Source organism: Pedobacter sp. SL55, assembly GCF_026625705.1.
Lineage (GTDB): Bacteria > Bacteroidota > Bacteroidia > Sphingobacteriales > Sphingobacteriaceae > Pedobacter.
This window is the reverse complement of record NZ_CP113059.1, coordinates 1309108-1327815: the sequence shown is the minus strand read 5'-3', so window position 1 is coordinate 1327815 and position 18708 is coordinate 1309108. Positions and strand designations below refer to the sequence as shown.

The 18708-nt window shown below is 39.0% G+C and carries 19 protein-coding genes; 17 read left to right on the top strand and 2 right to left on the bottom strand.

Annotated features, from left to right (window positions below; all coding sequences use genetic code 11):
- Nucleotides 1-31: 31 nt before the first annotated feature.
- Nucleotides 32-2437, bottom strand: a complete 2406-nt coding sequence (locus OVA16_RS06045) for a TonB-dependent receptor (RefSeq protein WP_267764193.1) — start codon at nucleotides 2435-2437, stop codon at nucleotides 32-34.
- Nucleotides 2438-2656: 219 nt separating this feature from the next.
- A complete protein-coding gene (locus OVA16_RS06040) occupies nucleotides 2657-3361 on the bottom strand; it encodes a DUF4397 domain-containing protein (protein ID WP_267764192.1) in 705 nt (234 codons plus the stop codon).
- Between the two features lie 1159 nt (nucleotides 3362-4520).
- Between OVA16_RS06040 and OVA16_RS06035 the strand changes: the two genes are divergently transcribed.
- The 17 genes from OVA16_RS06035 (at nucleotide 4521) to OVA16_RS05955 (ending at nucleotide 18433) form a co-directional block, all read left to right on the top strand.
- Nucleotides 4521-5216, top strand: a complete 696-nt coding sequence (locus tag OVA16_RS06035; RefSeq protein WP_267764191.1) for a GNAT family N-acetyltransferase — start codon at nucleotides 4521-4523, stop codon at nucleotides 5214-5216.
- A 64-nt stretch (nucleotides 5217-5280) separates the two neighbouring features.
- A complete protein-coding gene (argG, locus tag OVA16_RS06030) occupies nucleotides 5281-6471 on the top strand; it encodes an argininosuccinate synthase (protein WP_267764189.1) in 1191 nt (396 codons plus the stop codon).
- An 86-nt stretch (nucleotides 6472-6557) separates the two neighbouring features.
- Nucleotides 6558-7019, top strand: a complete 462-nt coding sequence (locus tag OVA16_RS06025; protein ID WP_267764188.1) for a GNAT family N-acetyltransferase — start codon at nucleotides 6558-6560, stop codon at nucleotides 7017-7019.
- Between the two features lie 83 nt (nucleotides 7020-7102).
- Nucleotides 7103-8101 carry an N-acetyl-gamma-glutamyl-phosphate reductase gene (gene argC, locus OVA16_RS06020; protein WP_267764187.1) on the top strand — a complete coding sequence of 333 codons (999 nt, stop codon included), beginning with the start codon at nucleotides 7103-7105 and terminating at the stop codon, nucleotides 8099-8101.
- Nucleotides 8102-8136: 35 nt separating this feature from the next.
- The gene (locus OVA16_RS06015) at nucleotides 8137-8514 is read left to right on the top strand and encodes a four helix bundle protein (protein ID WP_267764186.1); all 378 of its coding nucleotides are present in this window, start codon (nucleotides 8137-8139) and stop codon (nucleotides 8512-8514) included.
- A 24-nt stretch (nucleotides 8515-8538) separates the two neighbouring features.
- Entirely contained in the window at nucleotides 8539-9675 is a 1137-nt protein-coding gene (locus OVA16_RS06010; RefSeq protein ID WP_267764185.1) for an aspartate aminotransferase family protein, read from the top strand.
- Nucleotides 9676-9688: 13 nt separating this feature from the next.
- Nucleotides 9689-10045 carry a four helix bundle protein gene (locus OVA16_RS06005; protein WP_267764184.1) on the top strand — a complete coding sequence of 119 codons (357 nt, stop codon included), beginning with the start codon at nucleotides 9689-9691 and terminating at the stop codon, nucleotides 10043-10045.
- A 43-nt stretch (nucleotides 10046-10088) separates the two neighbouring features.
- Nucleotides 10089-11138, top strand: coding sequence for an acetylornithine carbamoyltransferase (locus OVA16_RS06000; RefSeq protein WP_267764182.1), 1050 nt, complete (start codon nucleotides 10089-10091; stop codon nucleotides 11136-11138).
- A 65-nt stretch (nucleotides 11139-11203) separates the two neighbouring features.
- A complete protein-coding gene (locus OVA16_RS05995; protein WP_267764181.1) occupies nucleotides 11204-11494 on the top strand; it encodes a GIY-YIG nuclease family protein in 291 nt (96 codons plus the stop codon).
- A 62-nt stretch (nucleotides 11495-11556) separates the two neighbouring features.
- Nucleotides 11557-11901 (top strand): VOC family protein, encoded by a 345-nt coding sequence (locus tag OVA16_RS05990; protein ID WP_267764178.1) that lies wholly within the window; start codon nucleotides 11557-11559, stop codon nucleotides 11899-11901.
- A 64-nt stretch (nucleotides 11902-11965) separates the two neighbouring features.
- Nucleotides 11966-12754 carry an acetylglutamate kinase gene (gene argB / locus OVA16_RS05985; RefSeq protein WP_267764177.1) on the top strand — a complete coding sequence of 263 codons (789 nt, stop codon included), beginning with the start codon at nucleotides 11966-11968 and terminating at the stop codon, nucleotides 12752-12754.
- Between the two features lie 410 nt (nucleotides 12755-13164).
- On the top strand, nucleotides 13165-13971 hold the full coding sequence (gene proC / locus OVA16_RS05980) for a pyrroline-5-carboxylate reductase (RefSeq protein ID WP_267764176.1): 807 nt from the start codon (nucleotides 13165-13167) through the stop codon (nucleotides 13969-13971).
- Nucleotides 13972-14006: 35 nt separating this feature from the next.
- On the top strand, nucleotides 14007-14375 hold the full coding sequence (locus OVA16_RS05975; RefSeq protein ID WP_267764175.1) for a four helix bundle protein: 369 nt from the start codon (nucleotides 14007-14009) through the stop codon (nucleotides 14373-14375).
- Nucleotides 14376-14394: 19 nt separating this feature from the next.
- Nucleotides 14395-15459, top strand: coding sequence for a M20 family metallo-hydrolase (locus OVA16_RS05970; RefSeq protein WP_267764174.1), 1065 nt, complete (start codon nucleotides 14395-14397; stop codon nucleotides 15457-15459).
- A gap of 88 nt (nucleotides 15460-15547) precedes the next feature.
- Nucleotides 15548-16132 carry a GNAT family N-acetyltransferase gene (locus tag OVA16_RS05965; RefSeq protein WP_267764172.1) on the top strand — a complete coding sequence of 195 codons (585 nt, stop codon included), beginning with the start codon at nucleotides 15548-15550 and terminating at the stop codon, nucleotides 16130-16132.
- Nucleotides 16133-16257: 125 nt separating this feature from the next.
- A complete protein-coding gene (argH, locus tag OVA16_RS05960; RefSeq protein WP_267764171.1) occupies nucleotides 16258-17589 on the top strand; it encodes an argininosuccinate lyase in 1332 nt (443 codons plus the stop codon).
- 58 nt (nucleotides 17590-17647) lie between these two features.
- Nucleotides 17648-18433: an endonuclease/exonuclease/phosphatase family protein gene (locus tag OVA16_RS05955; protein ID WP_267764169.1), complete on the top strand. Its 786-nt coding sequence runs from the start codon at nucleotides 17648-17650 to the stop codon at nucleotides 18431-18433.
- Nucleotides 18434-18708: the final 275 nt, after the last annotated feature.

Below are 18708 nucleotides of genomic sequence, written 5' to 3'. Positions count from 1 at the left end.
AGGCCAATTGGTTTAAAAATTAGTTGTTTAATTAAAATTTATAAGCTATGCTTAAACGGTAGTTTCTAGGTGCTTCGGCTTGCCAAGAGTACACGCCTAAATCGTAATTTGGGGCGTTCCAGTAACCGGTATAATAAGCGCCAGTAAATAGATATTTGTCTAACACGTTAAATACATTGGCGTTAATTCTTAAGCTTTTGTTTTCCCAGAACAAGCCACCATCTACTTTAAAATAGTTAGGCAAGTTGCGTTCTTCGTTGGTGCCGCTAAAGGTGCCCATGGCACGGCCCGCTAAATGCGTAAAACCAGCGTTAATACCCGTGCCTTTCAATGCGCCACTTTGTAACGTATAACTTAACCAAGCATTAGAAGTGTGCTTAGAAAAGCCGGGAACTGCGTCGCCAACTACCATCCAAGTTACGCTAGGGTTTACTTCTGTTACTTTTCCGTCGGTGTAGGCGTAGTTGGCAATTAATTTTAAGCCCGATGTAATTTCGCCTCGTAAATCAAATTCAAAACCTTGGGCTCTTTTTTCGCCAATTACAATGCTAAAGTTTTCGTTAGGTGTACTAAAAGGATCTGGACCCAATTCATTTTGCTTCACAATTCGGTAAACAGAAAGGGTGGTGTTCCACCTGCCATCTAGCCAATCTTTTTTGATGCCCGCCTCGTAATTGGTTCCCGTAAGCGGTGGGTTTTCATCTCCATTACGTAAAATACCTGTTTGCGGTAAAAAAGACTGGTCGTACACGGCATAAACTGAAGTATTTTTATCTACAGAATAGCTTAAACCAACTCTAGGAGTTACTTTTTTAGCTGTTTCTGGCTTGCCACTGTAAGCAGATTGGTTAATGTAAGTGTATCTACCAGCTAAAGTTAATCTCAATTTATTTTCAAAGAAACCTAGCTCATCTTGTAGGTAAGCACTCAGGTATTTTTGGTCGATGTTGTTTGCTGCACCTCTAACTTGTAAAGGCTGGCTTCTATCAAAATTAGGATAGCCATTTGCCGGAAAACCGTAATTTGGATTATTTACGTTAAAAGGAGCAGAGGCAAGATCTAAATCGTGAGATTGGCCCCAATCTGCAATATATGCTTTCTTTCCACCATCAAATCCCGCTAAAATTCGGTGCACAATGCCTCCAGTTTTCATTTGCCCGTTGATAAAAAATTGGGCTAATTTCATGGAACTTTCGGCATCCCAAATACCTACATTTCTAATAACAGTGTTATCGGTATTTACAGCCGACGGCCACGAGCTATAGCCAGTTTGCAGGTATTTAGAATAGGCTACTTGTGCAGTTGCTTTCCAAGTATCGCTAAAATTATGTTGTACGTTTACAAAAGCACTATGGTCGTTAATTCTAGTATCTGGTACGCCCGGCTGAGTTAAAGTAAAATCTCTCGGTAAGGTGGCATATCCGTTAGGACTAAATACATAGTATGAACCTACTTCAGTCATTTTTGCGTTTTGCAAAGCATACTCGGCAGTAATTTTTGTGTTGCGGGTTAATTGATAGCTTAACGATGGAGCAAAAGTATAGCGGTCGTTTTTCTCGTAAGGTCTAAAAGAACCCTTAGTTTGTGCGGCGGCATTTAGCCTGAACAAGAGCTTTCCATCACCAGTAATTTTATGATCGAAATCAACAGCTGTTCTATACAAATCGTAGCTGCCAACAGTAAAGGAAACCTCTCCTTTGTTAATACCTGTAGGTTTTTTGGTTACTACATTGTATAGGCCGCTTGGGTCGCCGTTGCTTAGCATAAAGCCAGCCGGACCTTTTACAAACTCAATGTGATCTACAAAGCTCATGTCTTCGGTTAGTGGACCCCAATACGAATTTACAAAGTTGAAGCCATTACGCATGGCTTGCACTTGCGAACCACGCATTTTAATATTGGTGTACAAATCTCCCCAGTGCTCAGACCTTGCAGCACCACTAACGTTTCTAATCAAACCATCGCTCATGCTAATAATTTGCTGATCTTTGATAAGTTGTTCGCTAACCGTTTGTATGTTTTGTGGTGCTTCTAACAATGGTTCGTTTAACCTAAGCGAAGCCGATGGCAAACTTACTTTGTACTTATTTTTCTTACCCGCAATGGTTACTTCTTTCAAAGCTTCATTGTTTTCGGTTAAGCTAAAGTTAACCGTAGCGGTTTCGCCTACCTTAATACTGATGTTTTTTTCCTGCGATTTAATGCCTACCGCACTTACACGTATGGTATAATCGCCTGACTTTACTTTATTCAATGAAAAGTTTCCATTATCATCGGTAAGGGTATTGTGGTTGTTGTTTTTTAAACCAACGCTAATGTATCCGGCAGGCTGGCCGTCGGCGGTGGTAATTTTTCCTTTGATAGTTCCTGTTTGCGCAAAAGCTGATAGGCTAAAAACGCAGAGTAACATTGCTGTAAGTTGTAAACGTAAACTCATTATTATTATTTGGATTAATTCTAAAGACGCAAATTAACAACAGAAATTACTGACATCCAAATTATTTTTAATTATTCTAAATAAGAATTGAGAAAAGTAGTGAAAAAAGAAATCCCAAACAAAAAATTGCTTGGGATTGAGTAATTAGCAAAAAGTTTTGCTAATTGTATAAAGTGATTTAAAAAAGCAACGTTAACAGTGTAGCCTTACGCTATTAATTTATTGATGCTGAATAATTTGCCCATTAAAAGCCCTTTCATTTGTACCTGGAGTGATTTTTCCGCCAGCAATAATGGTGTAAAAAGTTCCGTTTACTAGGGTTCTATCAACCGTAGCTTTAACATTACCAGAAGTGGTTTCTTTAATCTCAAAAGTTTTTGCTCCTGCATCTACCGCTGTAAAACCACTGTTAGTTTTGTAAGCTTTGTTAGAAGTAAGGTTGCTTGTTGCATCTTTAATACGTAAATCTAAAGCCGGGGCATCTGGCGATAGGTTAATGAAACGCACATGAGCTTTATCAGTTGCCGCACCTGCAAATTCATCAGCCACCAAAAGGCCATCGAAACTACCCGTAGTACCAGTTAAGTATAAAGTAGAAAAAGCATTGTTCGCAATATTAATACCTGTTTTAGTATAAATCGAAGCCGTTTCGGAAGCAACGGTAAACTTGGTTTCATAGCTTCCAGCAGTAAGCTGAACATATTTTACACCGCCAGCGTAAGGCAATGCTGCGCTATTTAACTTGGAACTATTAAGGTAAACATCATAGGTTGTAGAACTCGGCGAAGCGTTGTATACACTTAAAGAACCATATTCTGTTACTTGGTTTTCTCCTTTACCACATGCCGAAAGTAAGGTAACGGTTGCTATCGCAACTAATGCATATAATGTTTTAAAAGAAATTTTTGTACGAGTTGTATTCATGTTTTAGCGTAAAATCAGTGTGAATTTAAGTTTCAAATATACAAATATTGGTTTTATAGGCTTTAGTATGATGTTAAACTTTGTTAAATAAGCAGAAGCCTTTTCCCGATACTTATTTCCCTATACGTTGGGTTGCTCCTATTTGCTACAAGTTTTTGAATTTATAACCATAAAACTTAATTGAATTTAGATGTGACGCCTTATTGGAAATGATTGTTGCTGTCTGTTGCTTATCCAGTTTTCTTTCTAATATAATCTTTTGTTTCTTGTGCCGACATTTAGAACGTAGAGAGAAGTTTCAAAGTTAAGAACTCCTATACAACAGATTTCTCCTCGTACCTCGTTCGAAATGATGCTCTAAAAGTATTTTTGCTGTTCGACATTTTGTTATATCGAACAGCAGATTGCAGAATTTTAAACTGTTCTAAATAATTCGGATTTAAGACGCTACGATAACGCTCCGGAATTATAAAGCACATCAGCTTTAAACTTTGTCAATCTTAACTAGCCAACTTTTATATTAAGATTGACAAAGTTACTGCACATCTTTACGTTCTAACAGCCAGTCCCTAGATTTAGGGAACCGAAAAAGGTAAAAACAACGATAATAAAAATAGGCTTATGCAAAGGTTGCAAAGTAGTTTTATTGTATAGAACTTAGTTAATTAAACCCGATAGCAGCGAACACGCAGCCGAGGCACGAGGCAAGTAAAGCGTATAGCGGGGCTAAAGTAAATAGTAGCACTGGCTTAGCTTTTCAAAATAAACTTAGCAGACTTAAAGTCTTTAATCTTTGCTCTTTTGTCCATGCTCCATTATTAGGTTAAGAAATGATAAACAAAATGTAAAAAAATGCGAATTGTATTGCACAACTCAATTTTTATTTAAACCTTTGCGCCACAATCAATTCTACAGAGTTGATTCGATTAAAAAATGAGTAAACAAATTGTACATAAATTATCTGTTTTAGATGCCAAAACCATGGCACCTAACGGCTATTTTATTGAACGTTTACACCCCATATTTCATATCACTACAAGTCGGCAACTCTTTACGCCGCGGATTTAAGTCTTACCCTAGGGAACTTAAACCCATGAGGAATTGATCCTCAATAAAAACCCAATTAACAAGAATACCATATTTTTTCGTTAAAGAATTAATGAATAATAACGATTTTATAGTGCAAGTCGCACTTCCTGAACATCGTGTTTTTGCAGAAGAAATAGTTGAAGAGATGGCCGAGTCTGCGAAAGCTAGAGGTACGGGTATCGCTAAACGTTCGCCAGAATATGTTGCGGGCAAAATGCAAGAGGGCAAATCTGTCATTGCTTTTCATAAGGATGGCTCGTGGGCAGGCTTTTGCTACATCGAAACCTGGAGCCACGGTCAGTTTGTGGCTAACTCGGGTCTAATTGTAAGTCCTAAATACCGTAAAGAAGGATTGGCAAAAGCCATTAAGGAAGAAATTTTCGCCTTGTCACGTAAACTTTATCCTAAAGCAAAAATATTTGGCCTAACTACAGGTTTGGCGGTAATGAAAATCAACTCTGATTTGGGTTACGAACCTGTGACCTACTCGGAACTTACGCAAGATGAAGAATTTTGGAAAGGCTGCCAAAGCTGTGTAAACTTCGATATCTTGAAGATGAAAGAACGCAAGAATTGCATGTGTACGGCAATGTTGTACGATCCGAAAGAGAAAAAACACGAAGCTGCCAAAGAGTTTGCGGAAGAGCTGCAGAAAAAACCGAAGCTTTACGAACGTTTTATGCGGATTAAACAGCGTTTAATTGAGAAAAAAGGTGGCAGCGATTTAAAATCACTGTTGTTGTTTTTGGCGTTCATTAATAAATAGAAAATTATAAATCATCCTATACAACTCCCCTTTAGGGGTTGGGGGTTAATAAAATAAATACAAGATGAAGAAAAAAGTTGTTTTAGCATTTAGCGGAGGTTTAGACACCTCATTCTGCTGCATTCATTTAACTAAAGACAGAGATTTAGAAGTACACTCGGTAGTGGTAAACACTGGTGGTTTTTCTGATGAAGAGCTAAAGGAAATTGAAGCACGGGCTTATGCTTTAGGGGTAACCTCGCACGCTGCCGTAGATGAAACCGAAAACTATTACAACGATAGCATCAAGTATTTGATTTATGGCAACGTGTTGAAAAATGCTACTTATCCATTATCGGTAAGTGCAGAGCGTGTTTGCCAAGCTACAGCTATTGCTAATTACGTAAAAAAAATTGGTGCAGATTACGTAGCTCACGGTAGTACAGGTGCGGGTAACGACCAAGTGCGTTTTGATATGATTTTCAATATCCTAATTCCTAACGTGGAAATCATTACGCCAATTAGAGATTTGAAATTATCACGCGAAGCGGAAATTGAGTATTTAGCCAAACACGGTGTGGTTTACACTGCCGAAAAAGCAAAATATTCGATCAACAAAGGTTTGTGGGGTACTTCGGTAGGTGGTGCAGAAACATTGACATCTAACAAAACTTTACCAGAAAGTGCTTGGCCAACGCAGGTAACTGAAACCGAAGCTAGGCAAGTAGAATTAACTTTCGAAAAAGGAGAATTGGTGGCTGTAGATGGCGAGAAATTAGAGCCTGTAAGAGCCATCCAAAAGTTACAAGCTATTGCAGCTCCTTTTGGTGTAGGTCGTGATGTTCACGTGGGTGATACCATTATTGGCATTAAAGGTCGTGTGGGTTTTGAGGCGGCAGGGCCGATGGTGATCATCAAAGCGCACCACGCTTTAGAGAAACACACCTTAACCAAATGGCAGTTGAGCTGGAAAGAAAACTTATCATCATTTTATGGAAACTGGTTGCACGAAGGTCAATTCCACGATCCAATTATGAGAGACATGGAAGCTTTCTTAACTTCTACACAAAGTACCGTTAACGGTAAAGTATTTGTTGAGTTGTTGCCTTATCGTTTCCACATTGTGGGTATAGAAAGTGCTAACGATTTAATGAGCAACAAATTTGGTAGCTACGGCGAAATGAACAATGCTTGGAGCGGCGAAGATGTAAAAGGTTTCTCTAAAATTTTCGGTAACCAAGTAATGATTTGGCATAAAGTTAATTCAGAAGCGTAGCTTCTGGAGGTGTAAGGCTTGAGGTAAAAGGCGTAAGGTTGATACGCCGCAAACACCTAAGCCTTAGATATTAAAGCCCTAAAAGTATGAGTAAAATAGAAATTAAACGTATTGATGAAAAAGAAGCTAATCTAGTGGTTGGCTTGTTTAATCAGTACAGGATATTTTACGGTAAGTTCTCTGATTTAGGAATGGCGAAAGCATTCATCGACGCTCGTTTGGAGAATAACGAATCGGTAATTTTTGTAGCACTTGATGGGGACAAGCCAGTTGGATTTACACAGCTTTATCCAAAATATTCGTCCGCTAGATTAACCAAAAATTGGATATTGAACGATTTGTTTGTTGATCCAGACTACCGTAAACAGGGAATTGGTGAAGCACTCATCAAAACTGTAATCGATTTTGCCAAAGGGCAAGGTTCTACTTTTGTTCAGCTAGAAACAGCCGTTGATAATTTTACAGCGCAAAGCCTTTACGAACAAATTGGTTTTGTAAAACAAGGACCAGACGAAGAATTTTTACTTTATAAAATTGAAATAAAATAGCGTCATTGCGAGGCACGAAGCAATCTTAAAACGATAAATGAGATTGCTTCGTGCCTCGCAATGACAACAATGAACCTAAAAATATGATAAAAGCAGGAATTATTGGAGGAGCAGGTTACACTGGTGGCGAGATGCTACGTATCTTGGTAAACCACCCACAAGTAGAAATTGCTTTTGTAAATAGCAGCAGTAACGCTGGAAATCTGATTTCGGATGTGCATACTGATTTATTTGGCGATACTGACTTACGTTTTACTGACCAAATTTCGCAAGACATCGACGTTTTGTTTTTATGTGTTGGCCATGGTGATGCGAAGAAGTTTTTGGAAGCTAATCCTATTGATGAGCGCATTAAAATCATTGATTTGTCTCAAGACTTCAGGTTAAATCGTAATTCGTCAATCGAAAATCGTCAATTCGTTTACGGTCTTCCAGAATTAAATAAAGATAAAATCCAATCTGCACGAAATATTGCTAATCCAGGCTGTTTTGCTACTTGCATTCAGTTAGGTTTGTTGCCATTGGCTTCAAAAGGTTTGTTGCAAAGCGAAGTACATATTAACGCAACTACAGGTTCTACTGGTGCCGGACAAAGCTTGAGCAAAACTTCGCACTTCAGCTGGAGAAACAACAATCTTTCCATTTACAAAGCTTTTGAACACCAACACTTGAATGAAATTGGCGAGAGTTTAGTGCAAGCGAATGGAGCTCCCCTCCCTTTGGGAGGGACTGGGGGCGGGCTTCTTACTTTCATCCCACAACGTGGCGATTTTACCAGAGGGATTTTGGCTGCGATGTATATTGAAAGCGATTTGACGGAAGAACAAGCTTACGAGCTTTACGAAAATTATTATGCTGGTCATTCATTTACTCACGTAAGCCGGAAAAACATCGATTTAAAGCAAGTGGTAAACACAAACAAATGCCTTGTACATTTAGAAAAGCACGGCAATAAATTGTTTATCATTAGCATTATAGATAACCTTTTAAAAGGCGCCAGCGGCCAAGCAGTTCAGAATATGAACTTGATGTTTGGTCTGGAAGAAACAGCGGGTTTGAAGTTGAAAGCAGCGAATTTTTAGAAAGGTAAAAGGCGTAGGGTATAAGGCATAAGGTTATGAGGGACTACAAAAAACTCGATGTTTGGAAAAAGGCACATGAGCTAAACATGTTCATCAAAAAGAGTATTGCTACTCAATTTCCAAAAGAAGAACGATTTGAATTGATATCTCAGTTAACTAGAGCTTCATTATCCATACCCTTAAATATTGTAGAAGGATGCGGAAGATTTACAGATAAAGATTTTGCACATTTTCTCAATATTGCTCTGGGTTCTACTAATGAAATAGATTACTGCTGCTTGTGTGCATCAGAGTTAAAGTATATTAGTGAAGAAGATTACCTAAAAGTGAACCAATCAATTAACGAAGTTAGAGCAATGCTAATTTCTTTTTTAAAATTTTTAAGAAGTGGAGGGGAAAACCTTAAACCCTAACACCTTAAACCTTATACCTCAATTATGAACTTATACGACGTATATCCATTAAACGACATAGAAATCACGGAAGCACAAGGCAGCAATGTTTGGGATGCTAACGGGCAAAAATATTTAGACCTTTATGGTGGTCATGCGGTAATTAGCATTGGCCATACCAACCCACATTATGTGCAACGTTTAACCGAGCAATTAAACAAAGTTGGATTTTATTCTAACTCTATCAAAATTCCTTTGCAAGCGCAATTGGCGGAGAAACTAGGGCAGGTTTCTGGTAAAACCGATTACCAATTGTTCTTATTGAACTCTGGTGCCGAAGCGAACGAAAATGCGCTAAAGCTAGCGTCATTCTACAACGGAAGAAAGAAAATCATTGCTTTTAAAGGAGCTTTCCATGGCCGTACTTCTTTAGCCGTCGCCGCTACAGACAATCCAAAAATTGTAGCGCCGGTAAATGAAACAGAGAACATCACATTCTTGCCTTTTAACGATGAGCAAGCATTGGCTGATGAATTTGCAAAACACGGAAACGAAATTGCTGCGGTAATCATCGAAGGCATCCAAGGTGTTGGGGGCATCAAAGAAGCATCAAAAAGTTTCTTGCAGAAAATTCGTTCACTTTGTGACGAGCATAATGCAGTTTACATCGCCGATAGCGTACAATGTGGTTACGGCCGTACAGGTCAGTTTTATTCGCATGATTGGGCTGGCGTAGAAGCGGATATTTATACCATGGCCAAAGGAATGGGCAACGGATTTCCTATCGCAGGGATTTCTATCGCTCCGAAATTTAAACCTTGGCACGGGCAATTGGGTACTACTTTTGGTGGTAATCATTTGGCTTGTGCCGCAGCATTAGCAGTTTTAGAGGTTATCGAGAAAGATAACTTGATGAAAAATGCTGAGGAAGTTGGAACGTACTTGATTGAAGAGCTAAAGAAATTTGAGCAAGTAAAAGAAGTACGTGGCAGAGGCTTAATGATCGGCATCGAATTACCAGAAGAATTAGCTCACGTGAAAAAGGATTTGTTATTCAAGCATTTCATCTTTACTGGAGAAGCTAAGCCTAACGTAATTCGTTTATTGCCAGCTTTGAATTTGACAAAGGCACATGCAGATGAGTTTTTGGAGGCGTTGAAAAAGGTTTTAAGTTCTACGTAATACGTTTTAAGTAATGCAGAACTACAAAGAATTAAAAGTTTGGGAAAAACCACACCAACTTGTTCTGGAAATCTATAGATTAACTGCAAAATTTCCTAAAGAAGAAATATTTGGGGTAACTAGTCAGATAAGAAGGGCCGCGGCTTCAATTCCAGCAAATATTGCTGAAGGTTGTGGTAAGAAATCTCAATTGGATTTTGCCAACTTTCTAAATATTTCATTAGGCTCTGCAAACGAAACGGATTACTTTCTACTTTTATGTAGAGATTTAAATTACATCTCCGAAACTGAGTTTTTAGAATTGGAGAATACAATAAACGCCATTAAGGCGATGCTCATTAATTTGATTACCAAAGTTAGAAGTAAGTAGTGCACAATCACGTATTACATATAACTTAAAACTTATAACTTAAATGAAATTATTCTCTTCCGTACATGATGTGCAAGACATCAAACAATTAGTAGCAAGTGCTTTGGCACTCAAGGCTAGTCCGTACGCACATAGCGATTTGGGCAAAAATAAAACCCTCGGATTGGTATTTATGAACCCGAGTTTGCGTACCCGTTTAAGCACGCAAAAAGCTGCCTTAAATTTAGGGATGAATGTGATGGTAATGAACATGGATAAGGAAGGCTGGGCTTTGGAAACGCAAGACGGTGTGATCATGAACGGCACCACTGTTGAGCATATCCGCGAAGCTGCTGCTGTAATGGGCGAATATTGCGATATTTTAGGTTTGCGTTCTTTCCCAAAACTGCAAAACAGAGAAGAAGATTATAACGAACAGTTTTTCAATAAGTTTGTGAAATTTTGTGGCGTGCCTGTGGTAAGCTTAGAAAGCGCTACCAGACATCCTTTACAAAGTTTGGCAGATTTGGTTACCATTACAGAAACGTGGAAGCCCATCCCCAACCCTTCCCAAAGGGAAGGGAGTAGCAACTCGCTTAAACTTGCTGAAGCGCAAACTCCTCTCTCTTTTGGGGAGGCTGGAAGGGGGCTTCCAAAAGTAGTTTTAGCTTGGGCACCACACATTAAACCTTTGCCACAAGCAGTGCCAAATTCTTTTGCCGAGTGGATGTGCAAAGCGCAAGCAGAAGAAATGTTAGATTTTACCATTGCGCAACCAGAAGGTTTTGAACTGGAAGAAGGTTTTACTCCTGGCGCTAAAATTTCTCATAACTTAGATGAAGCTATCGCCGATGCTGATTATGTTTATGTGAAAAACTGGAGTAGCTACAAAGAGTACGGCAAGTTGTTAGATTTTCCAGAGGGATGGATGATGGATAACGAAAAGCTAAAATTAACCAACAATGCAAAAGTAATGCACTGTTTACCTGTTCGCCGTGATTTAGAATTATCTTCTGAGATATTAGATGGACCAAACTCATTGGTAATCCACGAAGCAGGGAATAGATTATGGTCTGCACAGGCGGTGTTGAAAGCAATGTTGGAAAACTTGTAAATTATCCCCGTCATTGCGAGGAACGAAGCAATCTTACAACTATGGGTCAGTAAATTTATCTTTTTATGCAAAGAGGTGGTTGTGTTTACATTATGACAAACGATTTTAACAATGTGTACTATACCGGAGTAACCTCCAATTTGAGAGATAGAATTTGGCAACATAAAAACAGTGTTTATCCAACAAGTTTTACCTCAAGATATAAGTGTTATAAACTCGTTTACTTCCAATTTTTCCCTAATATTGAGGAAGCTATAGATGAAGAAAAAAGAATAAGAGGAAGTAGAGAACAAAAAATAGAATTAGTGAAAAGTCTAAATCCATATTGGTTAGATTTATTTGAGACATTAGATTAATGTAGGTTGATCTAGCAATCGCTTTAAGATTGCTTCGTGCCTCGCAATGACGTGAAACAACCATGCAAAAACTAAAACACGAACAGATACAATACATCGAATTCTTATCGGCAGATGTCAACCGAGCTAAGGATTTCTACAGCAAATGCTTTGACTGGAAGTTTACAGATTATGGCCCAGACTATACATCATTTGAAGGTGAGTACGTTGATGGCGGATTTACCACAGGCAAACCCGTTAACGGAACTATTTTGGTAGTGCTTTACTCTTCAAACCTTGAAGAAACTAGAGAAAGAGTATTGGCTGCTGGCGGAATTATTGTTCAAGATATATTTAGCTTTCCAGGCGGTAGACGTTTCCAATTTACCGACCCTGATGGCTATGAATTAGCAGTTTGGTCAGAATAAGGTAGATACAGTTGAATTTGCTATTTTCAACAATAATACAATAGAGCAATTTAACAATTGACATATGCAAAAACTAACCATCATCAAAATAGGCGGAAACGTTATTGACAACTCCGAAAACCTACATCATTTCTTGCAAGATTTTACCTCCCTCGATGGACCAAAAATTTTAATTCATGGTGGTGGAAAAATAGCGACAGAAACCAGTGCGGCTATGGGCATTGAAGCGAAAATGATTGACGGAAGGAGGATTACCGATATTGATACTTTGCGTGTGGTTACAATGGTGTATGCAGGGTTAATCAACAAAAATATGGTGGCCCAATTACAGGCTAAAGGCAATAACGCCATTGGTTTAACCGGTGCAGACGGCAACATCATTAAAGCAAAGAAAAGACCTGTTAAGGAAATTGACTATGGTTTTGTCGGCGATTTAGATGAAAATTCTGTGTCTTCAACCATGTTGGATAGCTTGTTAAAAGCAGGTTTAACTCCTGTTTTATGTGCCATCACCCACGATGGAGAAACTCAATTGCTGAATACCAATGCGGATACTATTGCATCAGCAGTGGCGGTGGCTATGTCGAGCGTTTATGAAACACATTTAGTATATTGCTTTGAGAAAAAAGGTGTGCTGAAAGATGTAAACGATGATGCAAGCGTAGTGAGAGAAATTCGCTCTGCTGATTTTGAACCTTTAAAAGCGGATGGTACAATAGCTGGCGGTATGATACCAAAATTGCAAAACGCTTTTGAGGCAATTAACAAAGGCGTAACTTCGGTTTTTATTGGCAAAGCCGATGAGTTGGCGGAGATAGCGAAAGGAAATTTTGGGACGAAATTAAGCCCCTAAATCCTCCCGAATGGTCGGGACAGGCTCTAAAGGGGACTTGCACTAGAGCTTGGGCATTTTGCAAATTCCCCTCTTTTAGAGGGGTGCCCAAAGGGCGGGGTGTTTGATTGTAAAAGACACAAAAGTGAGTTTTCTAAACCTGATAGCAGCGGCAATACTTTTTTTAGCGAAAACCTTCGTTATCTGTCATGCTGAGCCTGTCGAAGCATTGTGAGCGATGAAATGTGCTTCGAAAGGCTCAGCATGACAAGAAGTTTAAAAAAGATTGTAGCGAATAGCCCCGATAAATACGGGACAGGCAGGACGAACGATAAAAAGAACTACTGCCACTGCTTTTCAAATACTTCAACTACGCTCAGTAAGACATTATAAAATATCAATCGGAGTAATCATTAAATCCGTGTAATCAAATGAATAAAAAAATAACCATAATCGGTAGCGGAAATATCGGCCTGTCTTTAGCCAAAGGACTGGTTAACAAAACTTATTGCAAGGCAGAAGACATTACTTTAACCCGTAGAAACATCAAATTGATGACGGAAGAAGTAGCGGCTGGTTTTAAGGTAAGCGATGATAATTTAACCGCAATTGAAGGTGTGGACGTCGTAGTTTTAGCGGTACTTCCACAGCAACTAAAGAAAGTTCTAACGCAATTGGCTCCTGCCGTAAATCCAGAAAAACAGCTGTTCGTTTCAGTAATTTCGGGCGTAAGCTGTGCCGATGTACGCAAAGAACTAGGCGAAAATGTGCAGGTAATTAGGGCTATGCCAAACACGGCAATTTCCATTGGCCAAAGCATGACTTGCGTAGCTACGGATAATGCTTCGGAAGAGAATTTGAATGAAGTGGTAACTTTGTTCGAAACTGTGGGTGCAGTAGTTACCATCCAAGAAGATTTAATGACATCGGCAACTGCTTTATGTGCTTGTGGTATTGCGTTCTTTTTGCGTAGCATTAGGGCTGCATCGCAAGGTGGGGTGGAGATTGGTTTCCATGCACACGATGCTTTGAAAATGGCGGTGCAAACTGCAAAGGGAGCTGCAGATTTATTGTTGCTGAACGAAACGCACCCAGAAACTGAAATAGATAAGGTAACTTCGCCGAAAGGTTGTACCATTGCAGGCTTAAATGAAATGGAACATAACGGTTTCAGTTCATCGCTTATTAAAGGCATTAAACTTTCGGCTAAAAAAGCTGGTGGACTTTATAACGAGTAAGTGGATTTACGAAGTACGATTTTAGATTTACGATTATGAACAGCGAAACGTTAAAACAGCGTACAAAAGCATATTCTATTTCAATTGCTAAGCTAATTTTGCGTTTGTCGTATAACGTGATAAATAAAAACTACTCAAATCAGTTAGTAAGATGTTCTAGTTCAGTTGGAGCAAACTATAGGGCTGCATGTAGAGCAAAATCAACTGCAGATTTCATAAATAAATTAAAGATAGTTGAAGAAGAGTTAGATGAAACGATGTTCTTTCTAGAATTGTTGGAAGAATTCAATCCTAATGAGAAAGAATTTATTCGAAGTAATTGGGAAGAGGGAAATGAATTGTTATCGATAATAGTGGCATCAATAGTTACTATTCGCAGAAACGAACAAAATCGTAAATCGTAATTCTAACATCGTAAATAGAATGATTGATAAACTAATTAAAGAAATTACTGAATTGTTGCGTGATTTGATCCGCATACAGTCTTTTAGTAAGGAAGAAGATAGAACGGCGAACTTGATTGCGCAGTTTTTGGGTGAACACGGTATCAAAACTAACCGTAAACTGAATAACGTTTGGGCTTATAACAAGCATTTTGATGCGGCTAAGCCGACCATTTTATTGAATTCACATCACGATACGGTGAAACCAAATTCGGGCTACACACGTGATCCCTATGATGCTGCTATTGAAGATGGTAAATTGTATGGTTTGGGTAGTAATGATGCAGGCGGCTGTCTGGTATCGTTAATTGCTACTTTCCTATATTTTTACGAGCACGAAAATTTAAAATATAACTTCTGTTTGGCGGCAACTGCCGAAGAAGAAATCTCTGGTAATAATGGTTTAGAACTGGTAATCCCAGATTTGGGCGAACTGGAATTTGCCATTGTTGGCGAACCAACTGAAATGCATTTGGCCATTGCCGAAAAAGGCTTATTGGTAATTGACTGCACCGCTCACGGAAAGGCTGGCCATGCCGCCCGTGAAGAAGGCGAAAACGCGATTTACAAAGCGTTACCAGATATCGAATGGTTCCGCACTTATCAGTTCCCAAAGGTTTCCGAGGTTTTTGGTCCGGTAAAAATGACGGTAACGATTATCAATGCCGGTTCGCAACATAACGTGGTGCCCGCAAATTGTACTTTCACGGTTGATGTTCGCGTAACCGATGCCTATACCAACGAGGAAGTGGTAGAAATCATCAAACAACATGTGAGCTGCGAAGTAAAACCTCGTTCGGTAAGGTTAAAACCATCGTCAATTGATAAAAATCACCCAATTGTGGTTTCTGGCATTGCTTTAGGAAAAACCACTTACGGCTCACCAACTACTTCTGATCAAGCCTTATTATCAATTCCATCGTTAAAATGCGGCCCTGGTTTTTCTGGTCGCTCGCACATGGCCGATGAGTTTTTATATGTTAGGGAAGTTGCCGAAGGCGTAGAAGGTTATATTGCAATGTTAAAACCAGTGGTGGGATTGTAGAATTTAGATTGACGAATTACGATTTGACTTTTCATAAAGCTTTTCTCTCCCTTTGGGAGAGATGCCGACAGGCAAAGGGGGAAATTAAATGACTGAACACAACCTGTCGCCGACTCTACAAAACCAACAAGTAATCCTTCGCCCTTTACAGCAAAGCGATGAAGATTTACTTTGGCCAATTGCGCAAGAAAAGGAACTTTGGGTTTATGGCTTGAAAGATTTAAGCATTAGAGAAAACCTAAATCAATACATCCAATCGGCTATAAAAGATAGAAATGATGGTAATTGTGCGGTTTGGGTAATTATAGATCCCGTTTCTGGAAAAGTAGCTGGATGTACTCGTTTAGCAGAAATCAGTTGGAAGGATGAACGCGGTCAAATTGGATGGACTTGGATTGGCAAAGCATATCAAGGATCTGGTTTAAACAAAGCCATGAAATACGAAATCTTAAAGTATGGTTTTGAAATTTTGGGTTTAAATAGAATTGAGCTCAAAGCTGATGAACGAAATGTACAATCACGCAAAGCGATATTAAAATTGGGTGCAACCGAAGAAGGTACGTTAAGACAGCACATGAAAATAGCAGATGGTTTTATTCGCAATACGGTATTTTATAGCATCCTGAAAAGCGAATGGCCAGAAATAAAACTTAAATTAGCGGCAAATTTATAGAGAGCGCTTATTCTTATCGTCATGCTGAATTTATTTCAGCATCAGCTAAACAGACCCTGAAATAAATTCAGGGTGACGGACAGGAGAGCAAATCGTAAGTCGTAATTCTAAAATCGTAAATTGAAATGAAGATTTGGCAGAAAAATATTGATGTAAACCAATTTGTAGAAAACTTCACGGTAGGTAAAGACCGTGAGCTAGATTTGCAAATGGCAAAGTTTGATGTGTTGGGCTCTTTAGCACACACGCAAATGCTAGAATCCATCAACTTATTAACCGCCGAAGAGCTTAAAGAAGTTCAAGCTGCGCTAAAAGATATCTACAAAGAAATTGAAGAAGGCAACTTTGTGATTGAAGATAGTGTAGAAGATGTACACTCGCAGGTAGAATGGTTGCTAACGCAACGCATTGGCGAAGCTGGCAAGAAAATCCATAGCGGTCGTTCACGTAATGATCAAGTGCTGGTAGATTTAAAACTATATTTCCGCAGTTGTATTGAAGAAATGGTGGGCAACACCGAAGCTTTGTTCAATCAGCTCATCAAACTAAGCGAAGAACATAAAAGCAAGTTGTTGCCAGGCTATACGCACTTACAAATTGCCATGCCATCGTCTTTTGGTTTGTGGTTCGGCGCCTATGCCGAAAGCCTGGCCGATGATATGGAGCTGATGCTTGCCGCTTGGAAAATTACCAATAAAAATCCACTGGGTTCTGCTGCGGGTTATGGCTCGTCATTTCCGCTAAACAGAACATTAACCACACAGCTTTTAGGTTTCGAAAGCTTAAATTATAACGTGGTTTATGCACAAATGGGTCGCGGTAAAACCGAAAGAATTTTGGCGCAGGCCATGTCATCGGTTGCCGCAACTTTAGCCAAAATGGCCATGGATGTTTGCTTGTTCATCAACCAAAACTTCGGGTTCATCAGTTTCCCATCAGAATTAACTACCGGCAGTAGCATTATGCCACACAAAAAAAATCCGGATGTTTTTGAGCTGATCCGTTCTCGTTGTAATAAAATTCAGGCTTTGCCTAATGAAATAGCCATGATGACCACTAATTTGCCATCAGGCTACCATAGAGATTTGCAACTACTTAAAGAAAATCTCTTTCCGGCATTTATTTCATTGAACGAATGTTTGGAAATTACCACTTTCATGTTGCAGCACATCAGCATTAAAGACGATATCTTGAAAGACAAAAAATACGATTACCTATTTAGTGTAGAAGTAGTAAATGAGTTGGCTTTAAACGGAATGCCTTTTAGAGATGCTTACAAAGTAGTTGGCGAGCAAATTGAAACGGGAACTTTTAAGCCCATGTACGAAGTGAAACATACACACGAAGGCACTATTGGTAATTTAATGAATGCTGAAATTACTGCCGCAATGCAACAAACTTTAAGTCAGTTTAGCTTTGAAAAAGTGAATAAGGCAATTGATGATTTAGTTCGCTAATTCGTCATTGCGAGGCACGAAGCAATCTTAAAGCGATAAGTTTTTAACACCAAATGATATGAAAATTTCTGTAGTTACGCTCCTATTCTTAACCTTACTGAACGCCAACTTATTTGCCCAAAAAGCAGATACTTTAACCATTGTATGCTACAATATCCATCACGGTAATCCACCGGCAAAACCCGATGTAATAGACTTAGATGCCATTGCCAATGTAATTGCCCTGCAAAAGCCAGATTTGGTAGCCTTGCAAGAGGTTGATGTAAATATCAATAGGTCTGGCAAAGTAGACCAAGCTGCTTACTTAGCTAAAAAGCTAAATATGTACCATTATTTTGCCAAAGCAATAGATCATGATGGCGGCGATTATGGCGTTGCCGTGTTATCAAAATTCCCCATTTTAGAAACAAATACACTAAAATTTTCGAGAATAGAAGGCCGCAAGGCGGAAGACAGGGTTTTAGCTACGGTAACTGTAAAAATAAACAGCGGTAAAACCATTAAATTCTCCTCAACTCACTTAGACCACGTTAGAAACGAAAAGCTAAGGTTAATTCAAGTTGCGGAAATTATTAAGCAAGCGGAAAAAGAAACATTTCCTTTTATAGTTGCCGGCGATTTTAATGCCAAGCCAGGCTCTGCAACCATTAAACTGTTAGACGAAACTTTCAGCAGAACTTGCTATGATTGCGGTTTTACCATCCCAGTAGTAAAGCCAAAAGAAACCATCGATTTTATTACCTATAAAAAGAACGAAAAAATGGAGGTAATTAAGCATGAGGTAATCCAAGAGCACCAAGCTTCAGATCATTTACCAATTGCTGCGAAAATTTTGGTTAGATAAGGTTTTTTGAGAAGGAGTTTCGGTAATTTATTGGTCGCTGTAGTGCTGCTGTACGTTTCAATCTTTTTGCGTGCTCTTTCCGTTACATTTCGAACGCAGATAGAATTGAAAATCAACGAAGTTAAACTTAAAAACGAATAGTTTTAGCGTTGCTTTCTTTCAGTTCTCCTCGTGCCTCGTCGAAATTGTCGGAACAAAAAATATTTCCACTTCCATCAGGCTTATTTAACAAAACCAGTTCATATCGCCGGGTGGCAACCTTTTAAAATCAACTT

Coding starts and splice junctions, on each gene's coding strand:
- OVA16_RS05990 (WP_267764178.1), top strand. CDS start 11,557: ATGCAAAAACTAAAACACGAACAGATACAATACATCGAATTCTTATCG.
- OVA16_RS06000 (WP_267764182.1), top strand. CDS start 10,089: ATGAAATTATTCTCTTCCGTACATGATGTGCAAGACATCAAACAATTA.
- argG (WP_267764189.1), top strand. CDS start 5,281: ATGAAGAAAAAAGTTGTTTTAGCATTTAGCGGAGGTTTAGACACCTCA.
- OVA16_RS06015 (WP_267764186.1), top strand. CDS start 8,137: ATGAGGGACTACAAAAAACTCGATGTTTGGAAAAAGGCACATGAGCTA.
- OVA16_RS06025 (WP_267764188.1), top strand. CDS start 6,558: ATGAGTAAAATAGAAATTAAACGTATTGATGAAAAAGAAGCTAATCTA.
- OVA16_RS06045 (WP_267764193.1), bottom strand. CDS start 2,437: ATGAGTTTACGTTTACAACTTACAGCAATGTTACTCTGCGTTTTTAGC.
- OVA16_RS06035 (WP_267764191.1), top strand. CDS start 4,521: ATGAATAATAACGATTTTATAGTGCAAGTCGCACTTCCTGAACATCGT.
- argH (WP_267764171.1), top strand. CDS start 16,258: ATGAAGATTTGGCAGAAAAATATTGATGTAAACCAATTTGTAGAAAAC.
- argB (WP_267764177.1), top strand. CDS start 11,966: ATGCAAAAACTAACCATCATCAAAATAGGCGGAAACGTTATTGACAAC.
- OVA16_RS05965 (WP_267764172.1), top strand. CDS start 15,548: ATGACTGAACACAACCTGTCGCCGACTCTACAAAACCAACAAGTAATC.
- argC (WP_267764187.1), top strand. CDS start 7,103: ATGATAAAAGCAGGAATTATTGGAGGAGCAGGTTACACTGGTGGCGAG.
- OVA16_RS06010 (WP_267764185.1), top strand. CDS start 8,539: ATGAACTTATACGACGTATATCCATTAAACGACATAGAAATCACGGAA.
- OVA16_RS05955 (WP_267764169.1), top strand. CDS start 17,648: ATGAAAATTTCTGTAGTTACGCTCCTATTCTTAACCTTACTGAACGCC.
- OVA16_RS05970 (WP_267764174.1), top strand. CDS start 14,395: ATGATTGATAAACTAATTAAAGAAATTACTGAATTGTTGCGTGATTTG.
- OVA16_RS05975 (WP_267764175.1), top strand. CDS start 14,007: ATGAACAGCGAAACGTTAAAACAGCGTACAAAAGCATATTCTATTTCA.
- OVA16_RS06040 (WP_267764192.1), bottom strand. CDS start 3,361: ATGAATACAACTCGTACAAAAATTTCTTTTAAAACATTATATGCATTA.
- OVA16_RS05995 (WP_267764181.1), top strand. CDS start 11,204: ATGCAAAGAGGTGGTTGTGTTTACATTATGACAAACGATTTTAACAAT.
- proC (WP_267764176.1), top strand. CDS start 13,165: ATGAATAAAAAAATAACCATAATCGGTAGCGGAAATATCGGCCTGTCT.
- OVA16_RS06005 (WP_267764184.1), top strand. CDS start 9,689: ATGCAGAACTACAAAGAATTAAAAGTTTGGGAAAAACCACACCAACTT.